We start from the raw sequence: 14,962 nt of genomic DNA, 5'->3' as shown, positions 1-14,962 counted from the left end.
TTTATGACAGCGGGAATCACCGTCGCGCTCAGCTTCGGCGGTAATCCCCGGCAATCTGCGGTAAACTGTCGGCATCGTTTATTATTTCGGAACTCCCGTATCCATGCTCAGTTATCGCCACAGCTTTCACGCTGGCAACCATGCCGACGTCCTCAAACACACCGTTCAGAGCCTAATCATTGAATCGCTGAAAGAGAAAGAAAAACCGTTTCTCTATCTCGACACCCACGCAGGCGCCGGTCGTTACCAGTTGAGCGGCGAACATGCGGAGCGCACCGGTGAGTATCTGGAAGGCATCGCCCGCATCTGGCAGCAGGACGATTTACCGGCAGAACTTGAGCCTTACATCAGCGTCGTGCAGCACTTCAACCGTAGCGGCCAGCTGCGCTACTATCCAGGTTCCCCGCTGATTGCGCGCCAGCTGCTGCGTGAGCAGGACAGCCTGAACCTGACCGAACTGCACCCAAGCGATTTCCCGCTGCTGCGTTCCGAATTCCAGAAAGATGACCGCGCCCGCGTAGAAAAATCCGACGGCTATCAGCAGCTTAAATCCAAGCTGCCACCGGCATCGCGTCGTGGACTGGTACTGATTGACCCACCGTATGAAATCAAAACCGATTATCAGGCGGTAGTGACCGGCATCAACGAAGGCTACAAGCGCTTCGCCACCGGCACCTACGCGCTGTGGTATCCGGTGGTTCTGCGCGCGCAAATCAAACGCATGATTAAAGAGCTCGAAGCCACCGGCATTCGTCGCATTCTGCAAATCGAACTGGCGGTGCGTCCGGACAGCGATCAGCGCGGCATGACCGCCTCGGGCATGATTGTTATCAACCCGCCGTGGAAGCTCGAGCAGCAGATGAAAAACGTTCTGCCATGGCTGCATAAAAAGCTGGTTCCGGCGGGCACCGGTCACGCCACCGTAAGTTGGATCGTGCCGGAGTAATCGCAATCATCGGTGGAACCTATGGATACCAGGTATACAATCGCGGCAATCAACGATTAAGGAAGAAGCTATGACTAAGCATTATGACTACATCGCCATCGGCGGCGGCAGCGGCGGCATCGCCTCCATCAACCGCGCGGCAATGTACGGCCAGAAATGTGCGCTGATTGAAGCCAAAGAGCTCGGTGGCACCTGCGTTAACGTCGGTTGTGTACCGAAGAAAGTGATGTGGCATGCGGCGCAAATTCGCGAGGCCATCCACATGTACGGCCCGGATTATGGCTTCGATACCACCATCAATCACTTCGACTGGAACAAACTGGTTTCCAGCCGCAGCGCCTACATTGACCGTATCCACACCTCGTACGACACCGTGCTGGGCAAAAACAACGTGGATGTTATCAAAGGCTTTGCGCGCTTTATCGATGAAAAAACCATCGAAGTGAACGGCGAAACCCTGACTGCGGACCATATCCTGATTGCCACCGGCGGTCGTCCGAGCCACCCGTCTATTCCGGGCGTGGAATTCGGCATTGATTCCGACGGTTTCTTCGCACTGCCCTCGTTGCCAAAACGCGTTGCCGTCGTGGGCGCGGGTTATATCGCGGTTGAACTGGCGGGCGTTATCAACGGGCTGGGTGCCGAAACGCACCTGTTCGTGCGTAAACACGCGCCGCTTCGCAGCTTTGATCCGATGATCATCGAAACGCTGGTTGAAGTGATGGCAGCCGAAGGCCCAACGCTGCACACCCACGCGGTGCCGAAAGCGGTGGTTAAAAATGCCGATGGCAGCCTGACGCTTGAGCTGGAAGATGGCCGTAGCCAGACCGTCGATGCTCTAATTTGGGCGATTGGCCGTGAACCAGAAACGGACAACTTCAATCTCGCGGCAACCGGTGTGAAAACCAACGACAAAGGCTATATCGTTGTCGATAAGTTCCAGAACACCAGCGTGCCGGGGATTTACGCGGTAGGCGATAACACCGGTGCGGTGGAACTGACCCCTGTCGCGGTGGCCGCAGGTCGTCGTCTCTCCGAGCGCCTGTTCAACAACAAGCCGGACGAGCATCTGGATTACAGCAACATTCCAACGGTAGTGTTCAGCCATCCACCGATCGGTACCGTGGGACTTTCCGAACCGCAGGCGGTTGAGCAGTACGGCGCAGACGCCGTGAAGGTGTATAAATCCTCCTTCACCGCGATGTACACCGCGGTGACGTCTCACCGTCAGCCATGCCGCATGAAGCTGGTGTGCGTCGGCCCGGAAGAGAAAATAGTCGGTATTCACGGCATCGGTTTTGGTATGGACGAAATTCTGCAAGGCTTTGCGGTGGCGCTGAAAATGGGTGCAACCAAAAAAGACTTCGACAATACCGTCGCGATTCACCCGACCGCGTCTGAAGAATTCGTTACCATGCGTTAATTCTTCATCATGAATATTAAAAGCCTCGTGTTTTCACGAGGCTTTTTTTTGCTTTTTCACTCCGTCGAAAACTCCGCATACAGCCATTCTGCTCCGCACAATTTGTACTATTGTTGATCAAGAACTCCGTAAAATACGCCCTGCTTTTCATTAATTCGCAAGCTATCTTTATTTTATAAGGCGTTAATTTCATGAAAAAAACAATACTGACTCTGGTGACTGCGGCGATGCTGCTGCCCGCCGTGACGCTTTCCGCACACGCCACGAACCGCAGCGATAACCGTCAGGACGCACGCGACACCCGTCAGGATGCGCGCTCTACGGGCCGGGAAGAGAAACGTGATTGCGTCAGGGATGACGACAAGAGCAATTCGTCTTGCCGTCAGGACAAGCGTGAAAACCGCCGCGACGGTCGTCAGGATGCACGCGATCAGAAGTGGTAAGCAAAATTATTCGGGCATGATATGCCGTAATAGTGCATGCCCAATATAATTACTCCAGTTAAAACTATTCTGAAGTACCACCACCGCATTCTGGTTTTCTTTATCGAAACCGATATAACTGGAATAACCGCCAATATATCCCACCTGATAGGTTATTTTTTGTTGGCCGTAGGTATCTGTTATCCATGCAATATTGGCCGCTTCTTTTTCTCGCGGGAAATAATCGACGCTAACGTCAGTAAAGACTTTATTCAGCGTGACATTCTGCGTTGGCGAGAAATGCGCCCGGGCGTATTCAATGAGATCGCGCGCGTCGCTATACAGGCTGGCCGCGCCGACCATATTATTGCTGAATTCCCAGTCCGGCGTTAATGCGCCACGGGCGATGAATTTCGGCTGATCGCCCGCGTGTCCCAGCGCGCGCTGCGGGAAGGAACGCAAACTTTCCGGGTCAAAGCTCGAGCTTTTCATGCCCAGCGGCTGGAATATCTGCTGCTCAGAAAGCGTTTCAATCGACTCGCCGGTATTGTATTTCAGGACATAGCCGAGAATGGCGTAACCAATATTCGAGTAGCGCGGCTCATGCGTGAGCGGCGCACGGAAGGTGCTGAGGTAATTCAGCACGCCATCGCTGTCCAAATCCTGATAGAAATTCTCGCCGTCGCGCAGGTAACTCACCAGATGCTCCAGCGACAGCAGATTCATCGGCTGACGCGGCAGGCCCGAAGTGTGCGTCACCAGCTGTAATAGGGTGATGTTTTGCGCGTCTGCGCTCAGCGGCGTTCCCGGCGGCAGCAGCGTGGCTAAGGTGTCGTCCCAGTGTAGACGCCCTTCGTTCACCATCAACGTCACCACTTCTGCGGTAATGCCTTTGCTCAAGGAGCCCAGCGCAAACAGGGTATCCGGCGTTATCGGGTAGTGGTTTTTGGCATCGGTAATGCCGTAACAATAGAACTTCGGCGGGCCATTATGCTGAATGACGGCGACCACCATGCCCGGCACCTGTTTGCTTTGCATATATTCGGTGACCAGCTCATTAACGGAAAGGACTCGTCCGTTTTGCGCCACCTGCTTTACTTCACTGGAAGGCATATTCATTTGCGACAACGTGCCGGCGCAGCCTGTCAGCAGCGCAGACGCTATCAGCCCAGGGAGTATTAACCCTTTCAACACGGACCTTCCCGTTTAATAAAGTGCATAATGTGTACAAATCGATGGAGGGCAAGACCATAACGATATTCATAATTGGTTGCAAAGTGAAAGCTCTGAAAGTGATAAACCATCAATTCGACTCATTTTCACTGATTTTTGCGTTAAAACATCCGATTAGACGAAAATCACGTTTGGGAAAAAGCCGATAAACGTGACAAAGCGCACGCTTTTGCCCCCAGACATCGAAGCGAATGTCTACGCTTAATAGTGTGCCGGATTTTTTTCCGGCTCCTTGTTTTGACGCTATCCGGAGGTTTTACCCTATGCTCAACCAGAAATTACGCAACCCGGACACCGACGAAGCGCAGACCATCGAGTCTGAGCTTTGCTATCTCACTGATCCGTGCGAATTAAAACTGGATGAAATGTTCGAGGTTGAGCCCGAACCGGAAATGATCGAAGGGATGCCCGCGTCCGACGCGTTGACTCCCGCAGACCGCTATATGGAGCTGTTTGAGCGCGTCCAGTCGGCACGAATCTTTGCCGACAGCAAAACCTTCCCCGACTGCGCGCCGAGAATGGACCCGCTGGATATCCTGATCCGCTTCCGCCAGCAAAAACGTCAGCCCGGTTTTAATCTGAAAACCTTCGTTGAGGAGCATTTCTGGCTGCCGGAAGACCACAGCGACGACTACGTTTCCGACCCCAGCAAATCGCTCAAAGACCATATCGACACGCTGTGGCCAGTGCTAACGCGCGAGCCGCAGGATCACATACCCTGGTCCTCCCTGCTGGCGCTGCCGCAGGCGTATATCGTACCCGGCGGACGCTTCACCGAGACCTATTACTGGGACTCCTATTTCACCATGCTCGGCCTGGCGGAAAGTGGTCGAGGGGACTTGCTCAAATGCATGGCCGATAACTTCGCGTGGATGATTGAGCGCTACGGCCACATCCCGAACGGCAACCGCACCTATTACCTCAGCCGCTCGCAGCCGCCGGTATTCGCCCTGATGGTGGAGCTGTTTGAAGAAGACGGCGTGCGCGGCGCGAAACGCTATCTCGACCATCTGAAAATGGAATACAACTTCTGGATGGACGGGTCTGGAAACCTGTTGCCGAACCAGGCGTGGCGCCATGTGGTGCGCATGCCGGACGGTTCGCTGCTCAACCGTTACTGGGACGACCGTGATACCCCGCGCGATGAATCGTGGCTGGAAGATGTGGAAACCGCGCGCCATTCAGGCCGACCACCGAATGAGGTGTATCGCGATTTACGCGCCGGGGCAGAGTCCGGCTGGGATTATTCTTCGCGCTGGCTGCGGGACACCACGCGCCTGGCGAGTATCCGCACCACCCAGTTTATTCCCATCGATTTGAACGCCTTTCTGTTCAAGCTGGAAAGCACCATCGCCAATATTTCCGGTGCCAAAGGCGATCGGGAAACCGAAGCCGAGTTCCGCCATAAGGCCAGCGAACGCCGGGCGGCGGTGACGCGCTATCTGTGGGATGACGAACAGGGCTGTTATCGCGACTACGACTGGCGTCGCGAAGAGCTGGCGCTGTTTTCTGCCGCCAGCATGGTGCCGCTGTACGTCGGCATGGCCACGCATGAACAGGCGGATAAACTCGACACCGCGGTGCGCACAAGACTGCTGACACCCGGCGGGATCCTCACTACCGAGTACGACAGCGGCGAGCAGTGGGACTTCCCCAACGGCTGGGCACCGCTGCAATGGATGGCGATTCAGGGCTTCAAGCTGTACGGCAACGACGCGTTGGGCGATGAAATCGCCCGTAGCTGGCTGAAAACCGTGAACCACTTTTATCAGCACCATCAGAAGGTGATTGAGAAATATCACATCGCCACCGGTACGCCCCGTGAAGGGGGCGGCGGAGAATATCCGTTACAGGACGGCTTCGGCTGGACCAACGGCGTGGCGCGCCGCCTGATGGGTCTGTACGGCGAACCGTAACGCTGTTATCGAATGGCGCTATAAATGGCTGACTGAATAGTGAGCCATTTTTTATTTTGCGCATCCGGCGTGGCATCCGCGCGCAGCCTGGCCTGCGAAACGTTGTAGTGCTGGCGTTCGATCACCGCAGGTGTGGCGCAGAACGCCTGTAAATACTCTTTGCGCACCGACGTTAACGACTCGCCGTTGGCCATCGCGTGGCTGAGGGTGCTGATAAACCGCCGGCACGGCTTTGGCTCATCCATTTGCAGCCGGTAGCGCAGCAAAAGTTCCAGCACCTCATCGGAGCGGAACGACTGCGCCTGCTCGGTCCACGCCAGCTGCCAGGTCATTCCGCCCTGTAAAAACAGCATCGTCACCTGAGTATCGTTGCGGTCGATGGCCGCTCGCAGACTATTGATATCCCAGCTGATCCCCCTATTTGCCAGCTTCTCGCGCGGCGACGGAGTTTCACGCTCCGGCGCCTCCACCAGCGCTTCGCTTGCCTGCGCTGTCGATTCCGCAGGCGCCACGTTGTTAAACATCCACAGTGCAGCGAACGCCATCACTAGCATCGCCACGCCAACGGAGCACCACAGCACCGTTGAAATCACCTGGTCACGGTCTTCCGGGCTGCGCACCGCCTGCTTTTTCGGCGGTTCGATATTCTCTCGGACCGGCGAAACATCGCCCCCCAGCGCCCGATCTTTGCCGCGGGCATTCTCCCAGAAATGGTGTAATTCGTTGCTGTCCACCGCCATAAAAGACGCCGGATTCACCCGCGTGCGGCCCTGCTCAAACGCGCGCTGAACCGGGCTGGCAATCTGGCGCAGATAGTTATCGAGCAGCACCATTTCAGTCGTCGTCAACGGACGGTGCGCGAGGACGGCGTTCCGCATCATCCGGCAATCTTCCAGAAACGCATGCAGCGTGACGCGCTGTTCCGCCAGAAACGTCAGGGCTGACGCGGCGTTAAACAGCGTCGAGTAATGACGGGCAAAGGCTTTTTTATCGACGATCAGCAGGGCCAAATCGCTGAACAACATGCCCGACAGAATATCCCCGGTGTCGCCGTTCGCCAGCCATCGACGAACGCTGTCAGCGCCGAACTGCAGCTTGAGGGAATCATTCAGGCGTGTAGCATCGGGGAAAGCCTGGCTAATCAGCGCTTTGAGCATCAGCGTCAGGGCGCGCAGCTGCCGCTGAGCCTGTTCCTGATGCATATCGCCATCCTCGCCGGGCAGCGAATCAAATTTAAGACGCGGCTGCTGCTGGCGCACAAATTCCAGCGCGGCAACGAAACGCAGCGCCGCAATCATCTGGTTGTCGGTCACCGCCTGTCCGCGTTCATAGACCGGGACCACCTGTTGCAAATGGCGCAGCTGCAAGGTGAAATCGCTAATCTGCGCATCATTGAGATTGAGCCGCCGCGCCACGTTCGCCCAACCGCCCAGATTCAGCCGGGCCTGCTCGAGTTGCTCGAGAAACCCGCGCGGATCTTTCGCGTCAGCGCCGTGGACATTCAGCAGCGAGAGGATCTCGCTCGCCGCCTGGCGGATCACGCTCAGACAGTGCTCAAACTGGTCACCGGAATAGTGCGATGCAGTGTGCATCTGTTTTCCTTCTCAGAGGACATCAGTATCCCCGAACATTACGGGGTTTTATTTTTGTTTTTAGCAAGTTAGAAATGAGATTACATCAGTGTGATGTGGGCTAATCCGTCTATAAACCGATAAAAGTACCCGGAGTAAATACGATGGTAAAAATCGTGACACCCAGATTGAGTGCTGAATCGCTTTCCGAAGCGGACTGGCCCTTCTTTTTGGCCTTGGAGCAGAACCAGGAAGTGATGCGCTACGTGGATGATTCACGGCCGGAAAGCGAGATCCGAGAAGCATTTGAATCGCGACTACCGCAGTGGAAGCCGGGTGCCGAACATTGGCTGTGCCTGCTGGTTCGGGAGAAGGCAACGGGCATGCCCGTGGGCTTGACCGGGTATATTCACCGGGAGCCGGACTGTGCGGAAGTGGGTTTCTTATTTGCACCCGAAGCGCACGGTAGAGGGTTCGCCACGGAATCGCTGCGCGCGGTATGTGATTTTGCGTTTACCACCGGTGAGATACGGCGGCTCATCGCCACAGTCACCGTGGGGAATAGCGCCTCGCGCCGGGTGCTGGAGAAAGCGGGTTTTATGCTGGAAGGGGAATTGCGGGAAAGCTATCTGATTGGCGGGAAATGGCACAACGATTGGGTGCTGGGATTATTGCGTCACGAGTATCAACGCCCCTCACCCTAGCCCTCTCCCCATAGGGGCGAGGGGATAAAGAGACCTGAGTCTCCCTCTCCCTAACCCTCGCCCTATGGGAGAGGGTCAGACTTACAGGAACATCCCGCCCGAAACTTCAATGCGTTGCGCGTTCATCCAGCCCAGCTCGTCGCTGAGCAGCGCGGCAATCGCGCCGCCGATATCATCCGGCAGGCCCGCCCGGCCAAGCGCCGTCTGGGATGCAACATACTGATTCATTTCCGCATTATCACGCACGCGCCCGCCGCCGAAGTCGGTTTCAATCGCACCCGGGGCAATAATGTTGACCGAAATACCGCGCGCGCCCAGTTCTTTCGCCTGGTAGCGCGTCAGCACTTCCATCGCACCTTTCATGGAGGCGTAAGCCGCAAAGCCCGGCAGCGCAAAACGCGCCAGCCCAGACGACACGTTCAGGATCCGGCCGCCATCCTGAATGAGTGGCAGAAGCTGCTGAGTCAGGAAGAACGGGCCTTTAAAGTGGATGTTCATCAGCTCGTCAAACACCGCTTCACTGGTCTCGGCAAACGCACCGTACAGACCGATTCCGGCGTTGTTCACTAAATAATCAAAGGTGTCGCGCTGCCAGGTTTGTTGCAGTTGCAGCTGAACCTGTTGAGCGAACTTCTCAAAACCCGACACTTCGGCGACGTTCAGCTGTAATGCCGCGGCTTTCACGCCAAATTTCTCAATTTCCGCGACAACTTTTTGTGCTTCCTGCTGATTGCTGTTGTACGTCAGCAGAATATCAATTCCTTTCGCTGCCAGCTTCAGGGCCGCGTTTTTTCCCAGCCCACGGCTTGCGCCAGTGATCAAAGCGATACGTTGTGTCATAACCAACCTCATTTCAGACAGGAGAACAGTGAGAGAGAGCTTATTAGGTTGTGTATAATCAATAAAGGCACGAAATTACGTTTCATTGTTTCACTGAGAACAACAAAGGCCGTTACGTATGGATAAAATTCACGCAATGCAGCTGTTCATTCGCGTCGCAGAACTGGAGAGTTTTTCGCGCGCGGCTGACACGCTCGGCCTTCCAAAAGGTAGCGTATCGCGGCAAATCCAGGCGCTGGAAAACCTGCTGGGCGTACGCCTTTTACACCGCACCACCCGCCGGGTGCAGCTTACGCAGGATGGGATGGTCTATTACGAACGCGCAAAAGATTTGCTCAGCAACCTCGATGAACTCGACGGCATGTTCCAGCATGACCCCACCAGCATCAGCGGGCGTTTACGGGTCGACATGCCGGTGGGCGTTGCTCGAAATTTAGTCATTCCAAAACTGCCCGCGTTCCTGCAACAGTATCCCGGTATCGAACTGGAGCTGAGCAGCAGCGACCGCCTGGTGGATGTGATTCGGGAAGGATTCGACTGCGTGGTGCGCGTCGGCACGCTGAAAGATTCTGGATTAGTGGCGCGGCCGATCGGCAAACTGACCGTAATTAACTGCGCCAGCCCTAATTATCTGGAACGTTTTGGCTACCCGGAAACCCTCGACGATCTCGCGGGCCATGCGATGGTGCACTACGCCACCAGCCTCGGCGTGCGCCCACAGGGCTTTGAGCTCAATACCGATAATCAAATTCGCTGGCTGAAAACCGGCGGTATTTTGACGGTTAACAGTACCGAAACCTATCACGCAGCCTGCCTCGCCGGGCTGGGGATTATTCAGGTGCCGCGCATCGGCGTGAAGGATGCCTTGCGCAGCGGAAAACTGGTCGAAATCCTGCCGCACTACCGCGCCGAACCGATGCCGGTGTCGCTGATTTACCCGCATCGCCGCAACCTTTCCCGCCGCGTACATCTGTTTATGGAGTGGTTAACCGACGTGCTGAAAAGCTACGTTGATTAATCGCCATGAGGTTTCGTCAATCATCGACCCCTCATCGGCTATAATTTCGTTTATGTTGTAAAAAGAAGGAATAAATACCTGATGACGCCGGATAACGACGCAAAACGCCCTACTCAGGATCTGGAATACGATCCCGTCAGGAAAATGGAGACTGATGACCCTTCCGCTTCGGGCATCAAACAGCGGGCCAGCGGTGCGCTGAACAAAGCCACCGGCACCGCTAAAAAAGTGCAGCGCCAGCCGTTTATCGCCCATTTGATTCGCGCCGCCGAGCGCTTTAACGATCGCCTGGGCAATCAGTTTGGCGCGGCCATTACCTACTTCTCATTCCTGTCGATGATCCCGATTCTGATGGTGTCGTTCGCTGCGGCCGGTTTTGTCCTCGTCTCGCACCCAACGCTGTTGCAGGATATTTTCGATAAGATTCTGGTCAACGTCAGCGACCCGACCCTCGCCGCCACGCTGAAAAACACCATCAGTACGGCGATTCAGCAGCGAACCACCGTCGGGATTGTCGGTCTTCTGGTGGCGCTGTACTCCGGAATTAACTGGATGGGTAATTTGCGCGAGGCCATTCGCGCCCAGTCGCGCGACGTGTGGGAACGCTCGCCGCAGGACCAGGAGAAATTCTGGGTTAAGTACTTCCGCGATTTTGTGTCGCTGATTGGCCTGCTGATTGCGCTGATTGTCACGCTGTCGATTACCTCCGTCGCCGGGGCTGCGCAGCAGATGATCATCTCTGCGCTGTATCTGGACTCGGTTGAATGGCTGAAACCGACGTGGCGCGTTATCGGCCTCGCGATTTCGATTCTCGCCAACTATCTGTTGTTCTTCTGGATTTTCTGGCGACTCCCGCGCCATCGCCCACGCCGAAAAGCACTGGTTCGCGGCACCTTTATTGCGGCCATCGGCTTTGAGGTAATTAAAATCATCATGACCTGGACGCTGCCCGCGCTGGTGAAATCCCCGTCCGGGGCGGCATTTGGCTCGGTGCTCGGGATCATGGCGTTTTTCTACTTCTTCGCCCGCCTGACGCTGTTCTGCGCCGCGTGGATTGCCACCGCCGAATACAAAGATGACCGGCGGATGCCGGGCAAAACGCACCACTGATACGGTTATCGGGCTGAAATATCAGCCCGATTTCCATTTCTAGTCGATAAATCCAGTTGGTAACTTTTATTTAACCTAAAAGCAGTGATATTCACTTATTATCGAATTGTGTGAAGCATTTCATAGAAGTGATTTCGCTGGCCCGAAAATTATCCGCTTTTTGCCTGTTTTTCACCCGGCTTCCCACCTTGTTACACATTGAAATGTCGCTTTTGCTGTGCGTAATATGGCCGTTCGTTCGCCTAAAAATAAGAAAAGATTATGCAATCAGCTGCCACAACACTCGATACTCAGCAGGACATCGCCCCGGTCAACTCGCGGAATAAAGTCGTCGTCGCGTCACTCATTGGCACCGCCATTGAGTTCTTCGACTTTTACATTTATGCCACCGCGGCGGTTATCGTGTTCCCCCATATTTTCTTCCCGCAGGGCGATCCGGCTGCGGCAACACTGCAATCCCTTGCGACGTTCGCCATCGCGTTTGTAGCCCGTCCGATTGGCTCGGCGCTGTTCGGCCACTTTGGCGACCGCGTCGGTCGTAAAGTGACGCTGGTTGCGTCCCTGCTGACGATGGGGATTTCTACTGTGGTTATCGGTTTACTGCCGAGCTACGACACCATTGGTATTCTGGCTCCGGTGCTGCTGGCGCTGGCGCGTTTTGGTCAGGGCCTCGGTCTGGGCGGTGAATGGGGCGGCGCGGCGCTGCTGGCGACGGAAAATGCGCCACCGAAAAAGCGTGCGCTGTATGGCTCATTCCCACAGCTTGGCGCGCCGATTGGCTTCTTCTTTGCCAACGGCACCTTCCTGCTGCTTTCCTGGCTGCTGACCGATGAACAGTTCATGAGCTGGGGCTGGCGCGTGCCGTTTATCTTCTCTGCGGTGCTGGTGATTATCGGGCTGTACGTCCGTGTTTCCCTGCACGAAACACCGGTGTTCGCCAAAGTCGCTGCCGCCGGGAAACAGGTGAAAGTGCCGATGGGCACCTTGCTCAGCAAGCATCTGCGGGTGACCATACTCGGCACCTTTATCATGCTGGCGACGTATACCTTGTTCTACATCATGACCGTTTATTCAATGACCTACAGCACCGCTGCGGTGCCGCACGGTCTGGGCCTGCCACGCAACGAAGTGCTGTGGATGCTGATGATGGCGGTGATTGGTTTTGGCGTGATGGTACCGATTGCTGGCCTGCTGGCTGACCGCTTTGGTCGTCGTAAGAGCATGATCACCATTACGACGCTGATTATTCTGTTTGGCCTGTTCGTGTTCCAGCCGCTGCTGGGCTCGGGCAACCCGATGCTGATTATGGCGTATTTGCTGCTGGGCCTGAGCCTGATGGGCCTGACGTTTGGCCCAATGGGCGCGCTGCTGCCGGAGCTGTTCCCGACCGAAGTGCGTTACACCGGGGCGTCGTTCTCGTATAACGTGTCGTCGATTTTGGGTGCGTCCGTGGCGCCTTACATCGCTGCGTGGTTGACCGGGACTTACGGTCTGGCATACGTGGGTTACTACCTGGCGTCGATGGCGGCCCTGACGCTGATTGCGCTGGTGCTGACGCATGAGACACGGAATCAGTCGCTGTAAGTTTGTTCCTGCCTGATGCCCTCTCCCCGGCCCTCTCCCACGGGGAGAGGGAGAAAACCGACACTCCCGGCAAGTTTCGGGATATTCCCTCTCCCTGTGGGAGAGGGTTAGGGAGAGGGGAACCGCGCGCTCATTACTTCCGCATCTGCGACAAAATCACATGACACTGATTCGCATCGCCTTCCGACGGTGAGATCAACGCCAGCAGTGCAGCCGCAGGTGTCACCAGCGTTGCCAGCGCAGCCGCCACTGCGCCGCGCACAATCAGCGGCCCAGGCTTCACGCCGTAATCCGGGTTCTTGAAAGTCCCGCGCACATAAAGCGGTGAACGCAGGGTAATAATACGAATCCCCTTACTTTCCGGATCGATGGTCAAATCCAGCTGCTCAGAGGCGAAACTCGCCGAACCCGTCACGTTAATCAGCGCGTTTTCAGTATCAAAGGCAAGAATCTGTGGCCGCGCGACACCGTGGCTGATATTGACGTTGGCCGCCGCGCAATTCACCCGCACTTCGTCGTCACCGAAAATCTGCCCGACGATAAAATTCCCCACGTTGAGGCCGAGAATTTCCATCAGGTTGCGGCTGACCACCCCGTCGTTCATCAGCAGTTTCAGGTTACCGTCGCTCGAGCCAAGCAGTGCGGCGACTGAATTCCCCGTGCCGCGCAGCTTCGCATCACCATTCATTTCACCGATTGTCTTCTGCATCAGTTCGACGTTCGGCATCAGCTCTTTAAGCCGCAGCCGTCTGGCCTGAATATCCGCCTCGCCCTGCATCGGTTTTTTATTCCCGGCAAGATGAATATTGGCGTTGATGGTACCGTTAGCCATGCCAAATTTCAGTGGCTCCAGGCGCAGGTCGCCGCGCTTGAGAATCACATGGGTACTGAGATTATTCAGCGGCAGCGTGCTGCCGTGCTCGATATGCCCGCCTTTGAAGCGCACATCGGCATCCATCACGTCCCATTTATCGGTTTCGAAACGCTCGTGTGGCAGCACTTTTCCGGAAGGCTGAGCATCCTTTTGCACCTCTTTAGTTTTAGTGCCCTTGCCGGAATCGACGCCAATCAGCGGCCCTAAATCCGCCAGCCGTAGCTGTTTCGACTCCATGTCGCCTTCCAGTTTCGGACGCGGCTTGCTGGTGCTGTATTTCAGCGTGCCGTGAATGTCGCTGTCGCCGATGCGCCCGTTAAAGTTGCGATAATCAAAGACCGAACCTTTTTCGGTGTCGATTTTCGCCACCAGATGTCCGTCCGTTTCAAACGGCGGCGTGTCCGGTAACAGAACGCCGGTGAGGTCATACAGTTGGCCGAGTGAATCGCCGGAAAACTTCAGCTTTAAATCCACGCCACCCATTTTCATTGGGTCGTTCACCGTGCCGCTAAACGCCACCCGTGTGTTGCCGGAGTGGAAATCGGCCTGCACCGGGAACGGCGTGCCTTCGCTTCGAAGCGCCAACATGCCGCCAATTTTCCCGGTCCCGGTGAGCGGCTGGCCGTTGTAGCGCCCTTTCGCCTTCAGGCCAAACACATAATCCCCCGGCTTCGGCCCGTCGCTTTTGCCCTTATCACCCGTCACTTCGCTGAACGGCAGCGGTTTACCCAGCGGATCAACGAAGATCTCAATATTGGCCTTGCTGACCTTATCATCCACTTTGATCCGCCCGCGATCGAACAGCACGTTATCAAGGCGGAATGACCACGCGGACGGCTGCGCATTTTTTTGCGTGCCGTCGGCGGACGCCAGGTTGAAGGTCCAGTTATTGTTTTTTTCCGAGAGACGAATGAGGCGCGCATCCGGCTGAACCAGTTTGATCCACGGCAGGTACACGGTTTTGGTCAGCAGCGCCAGCGGAGCCAGCGTGGCCTCCACGCGCGGCAGGTGCACCATCGTGATTTCAGGAATGTCCGGCGGGTTGCCAAGAATAATGTCATCGGCGTGAACGTGCGGCCAGGGCACCCAGCTTCGCCAGCCGGTTTCGCTGGGCTGGCGCTCCCAAACCACGCCGAGATCGCCCCGAATGGCGAAGGGCCGGTTCAGTTCCGCCGTGACTTTTTTATTGATAGTTGGCTTGAGTCGATTCCAGTCGAAATTTGCAATTACGATTAGCAGTACGACGATCAACACGACAAGCGTCGCAAATGAAAAAGTGATGACTTTGCTGGTTTTAGTCATGCCGTTAACGTTCCTGTTT

The 14,962-nt window shown here is 55.9% G+C and carries 12 protein-coding genes; 8 read left to right on the top strand and 4 right to left on the bottom strand.

The genetic code is table 11. The features are described 5' to 3' along the window. The first annotated feature begins 103 nt into the window (after positions 1-103). From A8O29_RS01680 to A8O29_RS01670, 3 genes are all read left to right on the top strand, one after another. Positions 104-946 (top strand): 23S rRNA (adenine(2030)-N(6))-methyltransferase RlmJ, encoded by an 843-nt coding sequence (locus A8O29_RS01680; RefSeq protein ID WP_110510211.1) that lies wholly within the window; start codon positions 104-106, stop codon positions 944-946. A gap of 70 nt (positions 947-1,016) precedes the next feature. Then, on the top strand, positions 1,017-2,369 hold the full coding sequence (gorA, locus tag A8O29_RS01675) for a glutathione-disulfide reductase (RefSeq protein WP_125351788.1): 1,353 nt from the start codon (positions 1,017-1,019) through the stop codon (positions 2,367-2,369). Between the two features lie 191 nt (positions 2,370-2,560). Next, complete coding sequence (locus tag A8O29_RS01670; protein ID WP_125351789.1) at positions 2,561-2,812, top strand: hypothetical protein; 252 nt, start codon at positions 2,561-2,563, stop codon at positions 2,810-2,812. 6 nt (positions 2,813-2,818) lie between these two features. Here A8O29_RS01670 and A8O29_RS01665 read toward each other — a convergent pair whose 3' ends face one another. Next, complete coding sequence (locus A8O29_RS01665; protein ID WP_125351798.1) at positions 2,819-3,910, bottom strand: serine hydrolase domain-containing protein; 1,092 nt, start codon at positions 3,908-3,910, stop codon at positions 2,819-2,821. A 377-nt stretch (positions 3,911-4,287) separates the two neighbouring features. Between A8O29_RS01665 and A8O29_RS01660 the strand changes: the two genes are divergently transcribed. Further along, entirely contained in the window at positions 4,288-5,940 is a 1,653-nt protein-coding gene (locus A8O29_RS01660; protein ID WP_125351790.1) for an alpha,alpha-trehalase, read from the top strand. 5 nt (positions 5,941-5,945) lie between these two features. Here A8O29_RS01660 and A8O29_RS01655 read toward each other — a convergent pair whose 3' ends face one another. After that, positions 5,946-7,532: an STY4199 family HEPN domain-containing protein gene (locus tag A8O29_RS01655; protein WP_125351791.1), complete on the bottom strand. Its 1,587-nt coding sequence runs from the start codon at positions 7,530-7,532 to the stop codon at positions 5,946-5,948. A gap of 143 nt (positions 7,533-7,675) precedes the next feature. On the opposite strand from A8O29_RS01655, the gene A8O29_RS01650 reads away from it, so the two are divergent. Beyond that, on the top strand, positions 7,676-8,215 hold the full coding sequence (locus tag A8O29_RS01650) for a GNAT family N-acetyltransferase (RefSeq protein WP_125351792.1): 540 nt from the start codon (positions 7,676-7,678) through the stop codon (positions 8,213-8,215). An 81-nt stretch (positions 8,216-8,296) separates the two neighbouring features. Here A8O29_RS01650 and A8O29_RS01645 read toward each other — a convergent pair whose 3' ends face one another. Further along, positions 8,297-9,055: an SDR family NAD(P)-dependent oxidoreductase gene (locus A8O29_RS01645; RefSeq protein WP_125351793.1), complete on the bottom strand. Its 759-nt coding sequence runs from the start codon at positions 9,053-9,055 to the stop codon at positions 8,297-8,299. A 118-nt stretch (positions 9,056-9,173) separates the two neighbouring features. Here A8O29_RS01645 and A8O29_RS01640 point away from each other — a divergent pair, with 118 nt between their 5' ends. The 3 genes from A8O29_RS01640 (at position 9,174) to A8O29_RS01630 (ending at position 12,767) form a co-directional block, all read left to right on the top strand. Next, positions 9,174-10,073 (top strand): LysR family transcriptional regulator, encoded by a 900-nt coding sequence (locus tag A8O29_RS01640; RefSeq protein WP_110510219.1) that lies wholly within the window; start codon positions 9,174-9,176, stop codon positions 10,071-10,073. Between the two features lie 81 nt (positions 10,074-10,154). After that, positions 10,155-11,183 carry an inner membrane protein YhjD gene (gene yhjD, locus A8O29_RS01635; protein WP_125351794.1) on the top strand — a complete coding sequence of 343 codons (1,029 nt, stop codon included), beginning with the start codon at positions 10,155-10,157 and terminating at the stop codon, positions 11,181-11,183. 261 nt (positions 11,184-11,444) lie between these two features. Next, positions 11,445-12,767 carry an MFS transporter gene (locus A8O29_RS01630; RefSeq protein WP_125351795.1) on the top strand — a complete coding sequence of 441 codons (1,323 nt, stop codon included), beginning with the start codon at positions 11,445-11,447 and terminating at the stop codon, positions 12,765-12,767. A 133-nt stretch (positions 12,768-12,900) separates the two neighbouring features. Here the strand turns inward: A8O29_RS01630 and A8O29_RS01625 are convergent, their stop codons facing one another. Beyond that, positions 12,901-14,943, bottom strand: coding sequence for an AsmA family protein (locus tag A8O29_RS01625; protein WP_125354944.1), 2,043 nt, complete (start codon positions 14,941-14,943; stop codon positions 12,901-12,903). Positions 14,944-14,962 lie beyond the last annotated feature (19 nt).

The sequence above is a fragment of the Scandinavium goeteborgense genome (assembly GCF_003935895.2).
Lineage (GTDB): Bacteria > Pseudomonadota > Gammaproteobacteria > Enterobacterales > Enterobacteriaceae > Scandinavium > Scandinavium goeteborgense.
This window is presented reverse-complemented; position numbering and strand designations above follow the sequence as displayed.

Excerpts from the sequence above, each read along its gene's own strand:
- A8O29_RS01680 (WP_110510211.1), top strand. The coding sequence starts at position 104 with ATGCTCAGTTATCGCCACAGCTTTCACGCTGGCAACCATGCCGACGTC.
- gorA (WP_125351788.1), top strand. The coding sequence starts at position 1,017 with ATGACTAAGCATTATGACTACATCGCCATCGGCGGCGGCAGCGGCGGC.
- A8O29_RS01670 (WP_125351789.1), top strand. The coding sequence starts at position 2,561 with ATGAAAAAAACAATACTGACTCTGGTGACTGCGGCGATGCTGCTGCCC.
- A8O29_RS01665 (WP_125351798.1), bottom strand. The coding sequence starts at position 3,910 with ATGAATATGCCTTCCAGTGAAGTAAAGCAGGTGGCGCAAAACGGACGA.
- A8O29_RS01660 (WP_125351790.1), top strand. The coding sequence starts at position 4,288 with ATGCTCAACCAGAAATTACGCAACCCGGACACCGACGAAGCGCAGACC.
- A8O29_RS01655 (WP_125351791.1), bottom strand. The coding sequence starts at position 7,532 with ATGCACACTGCATCGCACTATTCCGGTGACCAGTTTGAGCACTGTCTG.
- A8O29_RS01650 (WP_125351792.1), top strand. The coding sequence starts at position 7,676 with ATGGTAAAAATCGTGACACCCAGATTGAGTGCTGAATCGCTTTCCGAA.
- A8O29_RS01645 (WP_125351793.1), bottom strand. The coding sequence starts at position 9,055 with ATGACACAACGTATCGCTTTGATCACTGGCGCAAGCCGTGGGCTGGGA.
- A8O29_RS01640 (WP_110510219.1), top strand. The coding sequence starts at position 9,174 with ATGGATAAAATTCACGCAATGCAGCTGTTCATTCGCGTCGCAGAACTG.
- yhjD (WP_125351794.1), top strand. The coding sequence starts at position 10,155 with ATGACGCCGGATAACGACGCAAAACGCCCTACTCAGGATCTGGAATAC.
- A8O29_RS01630 (WP_125351795.1), top strand. The coding sequence starts at position 11,445 with ATGCAATCAGCTGCCACAACACTCGATACTCAGCAGGACATCGCCCCG.
- A8O29_RS01625 (WP_125354944.1), bottom strand. The coding sequence starts at position 14,943 with ATGACTAAAACCAGCAAAGTCATCACTTTTTCATTTGCGACGCTTGTC.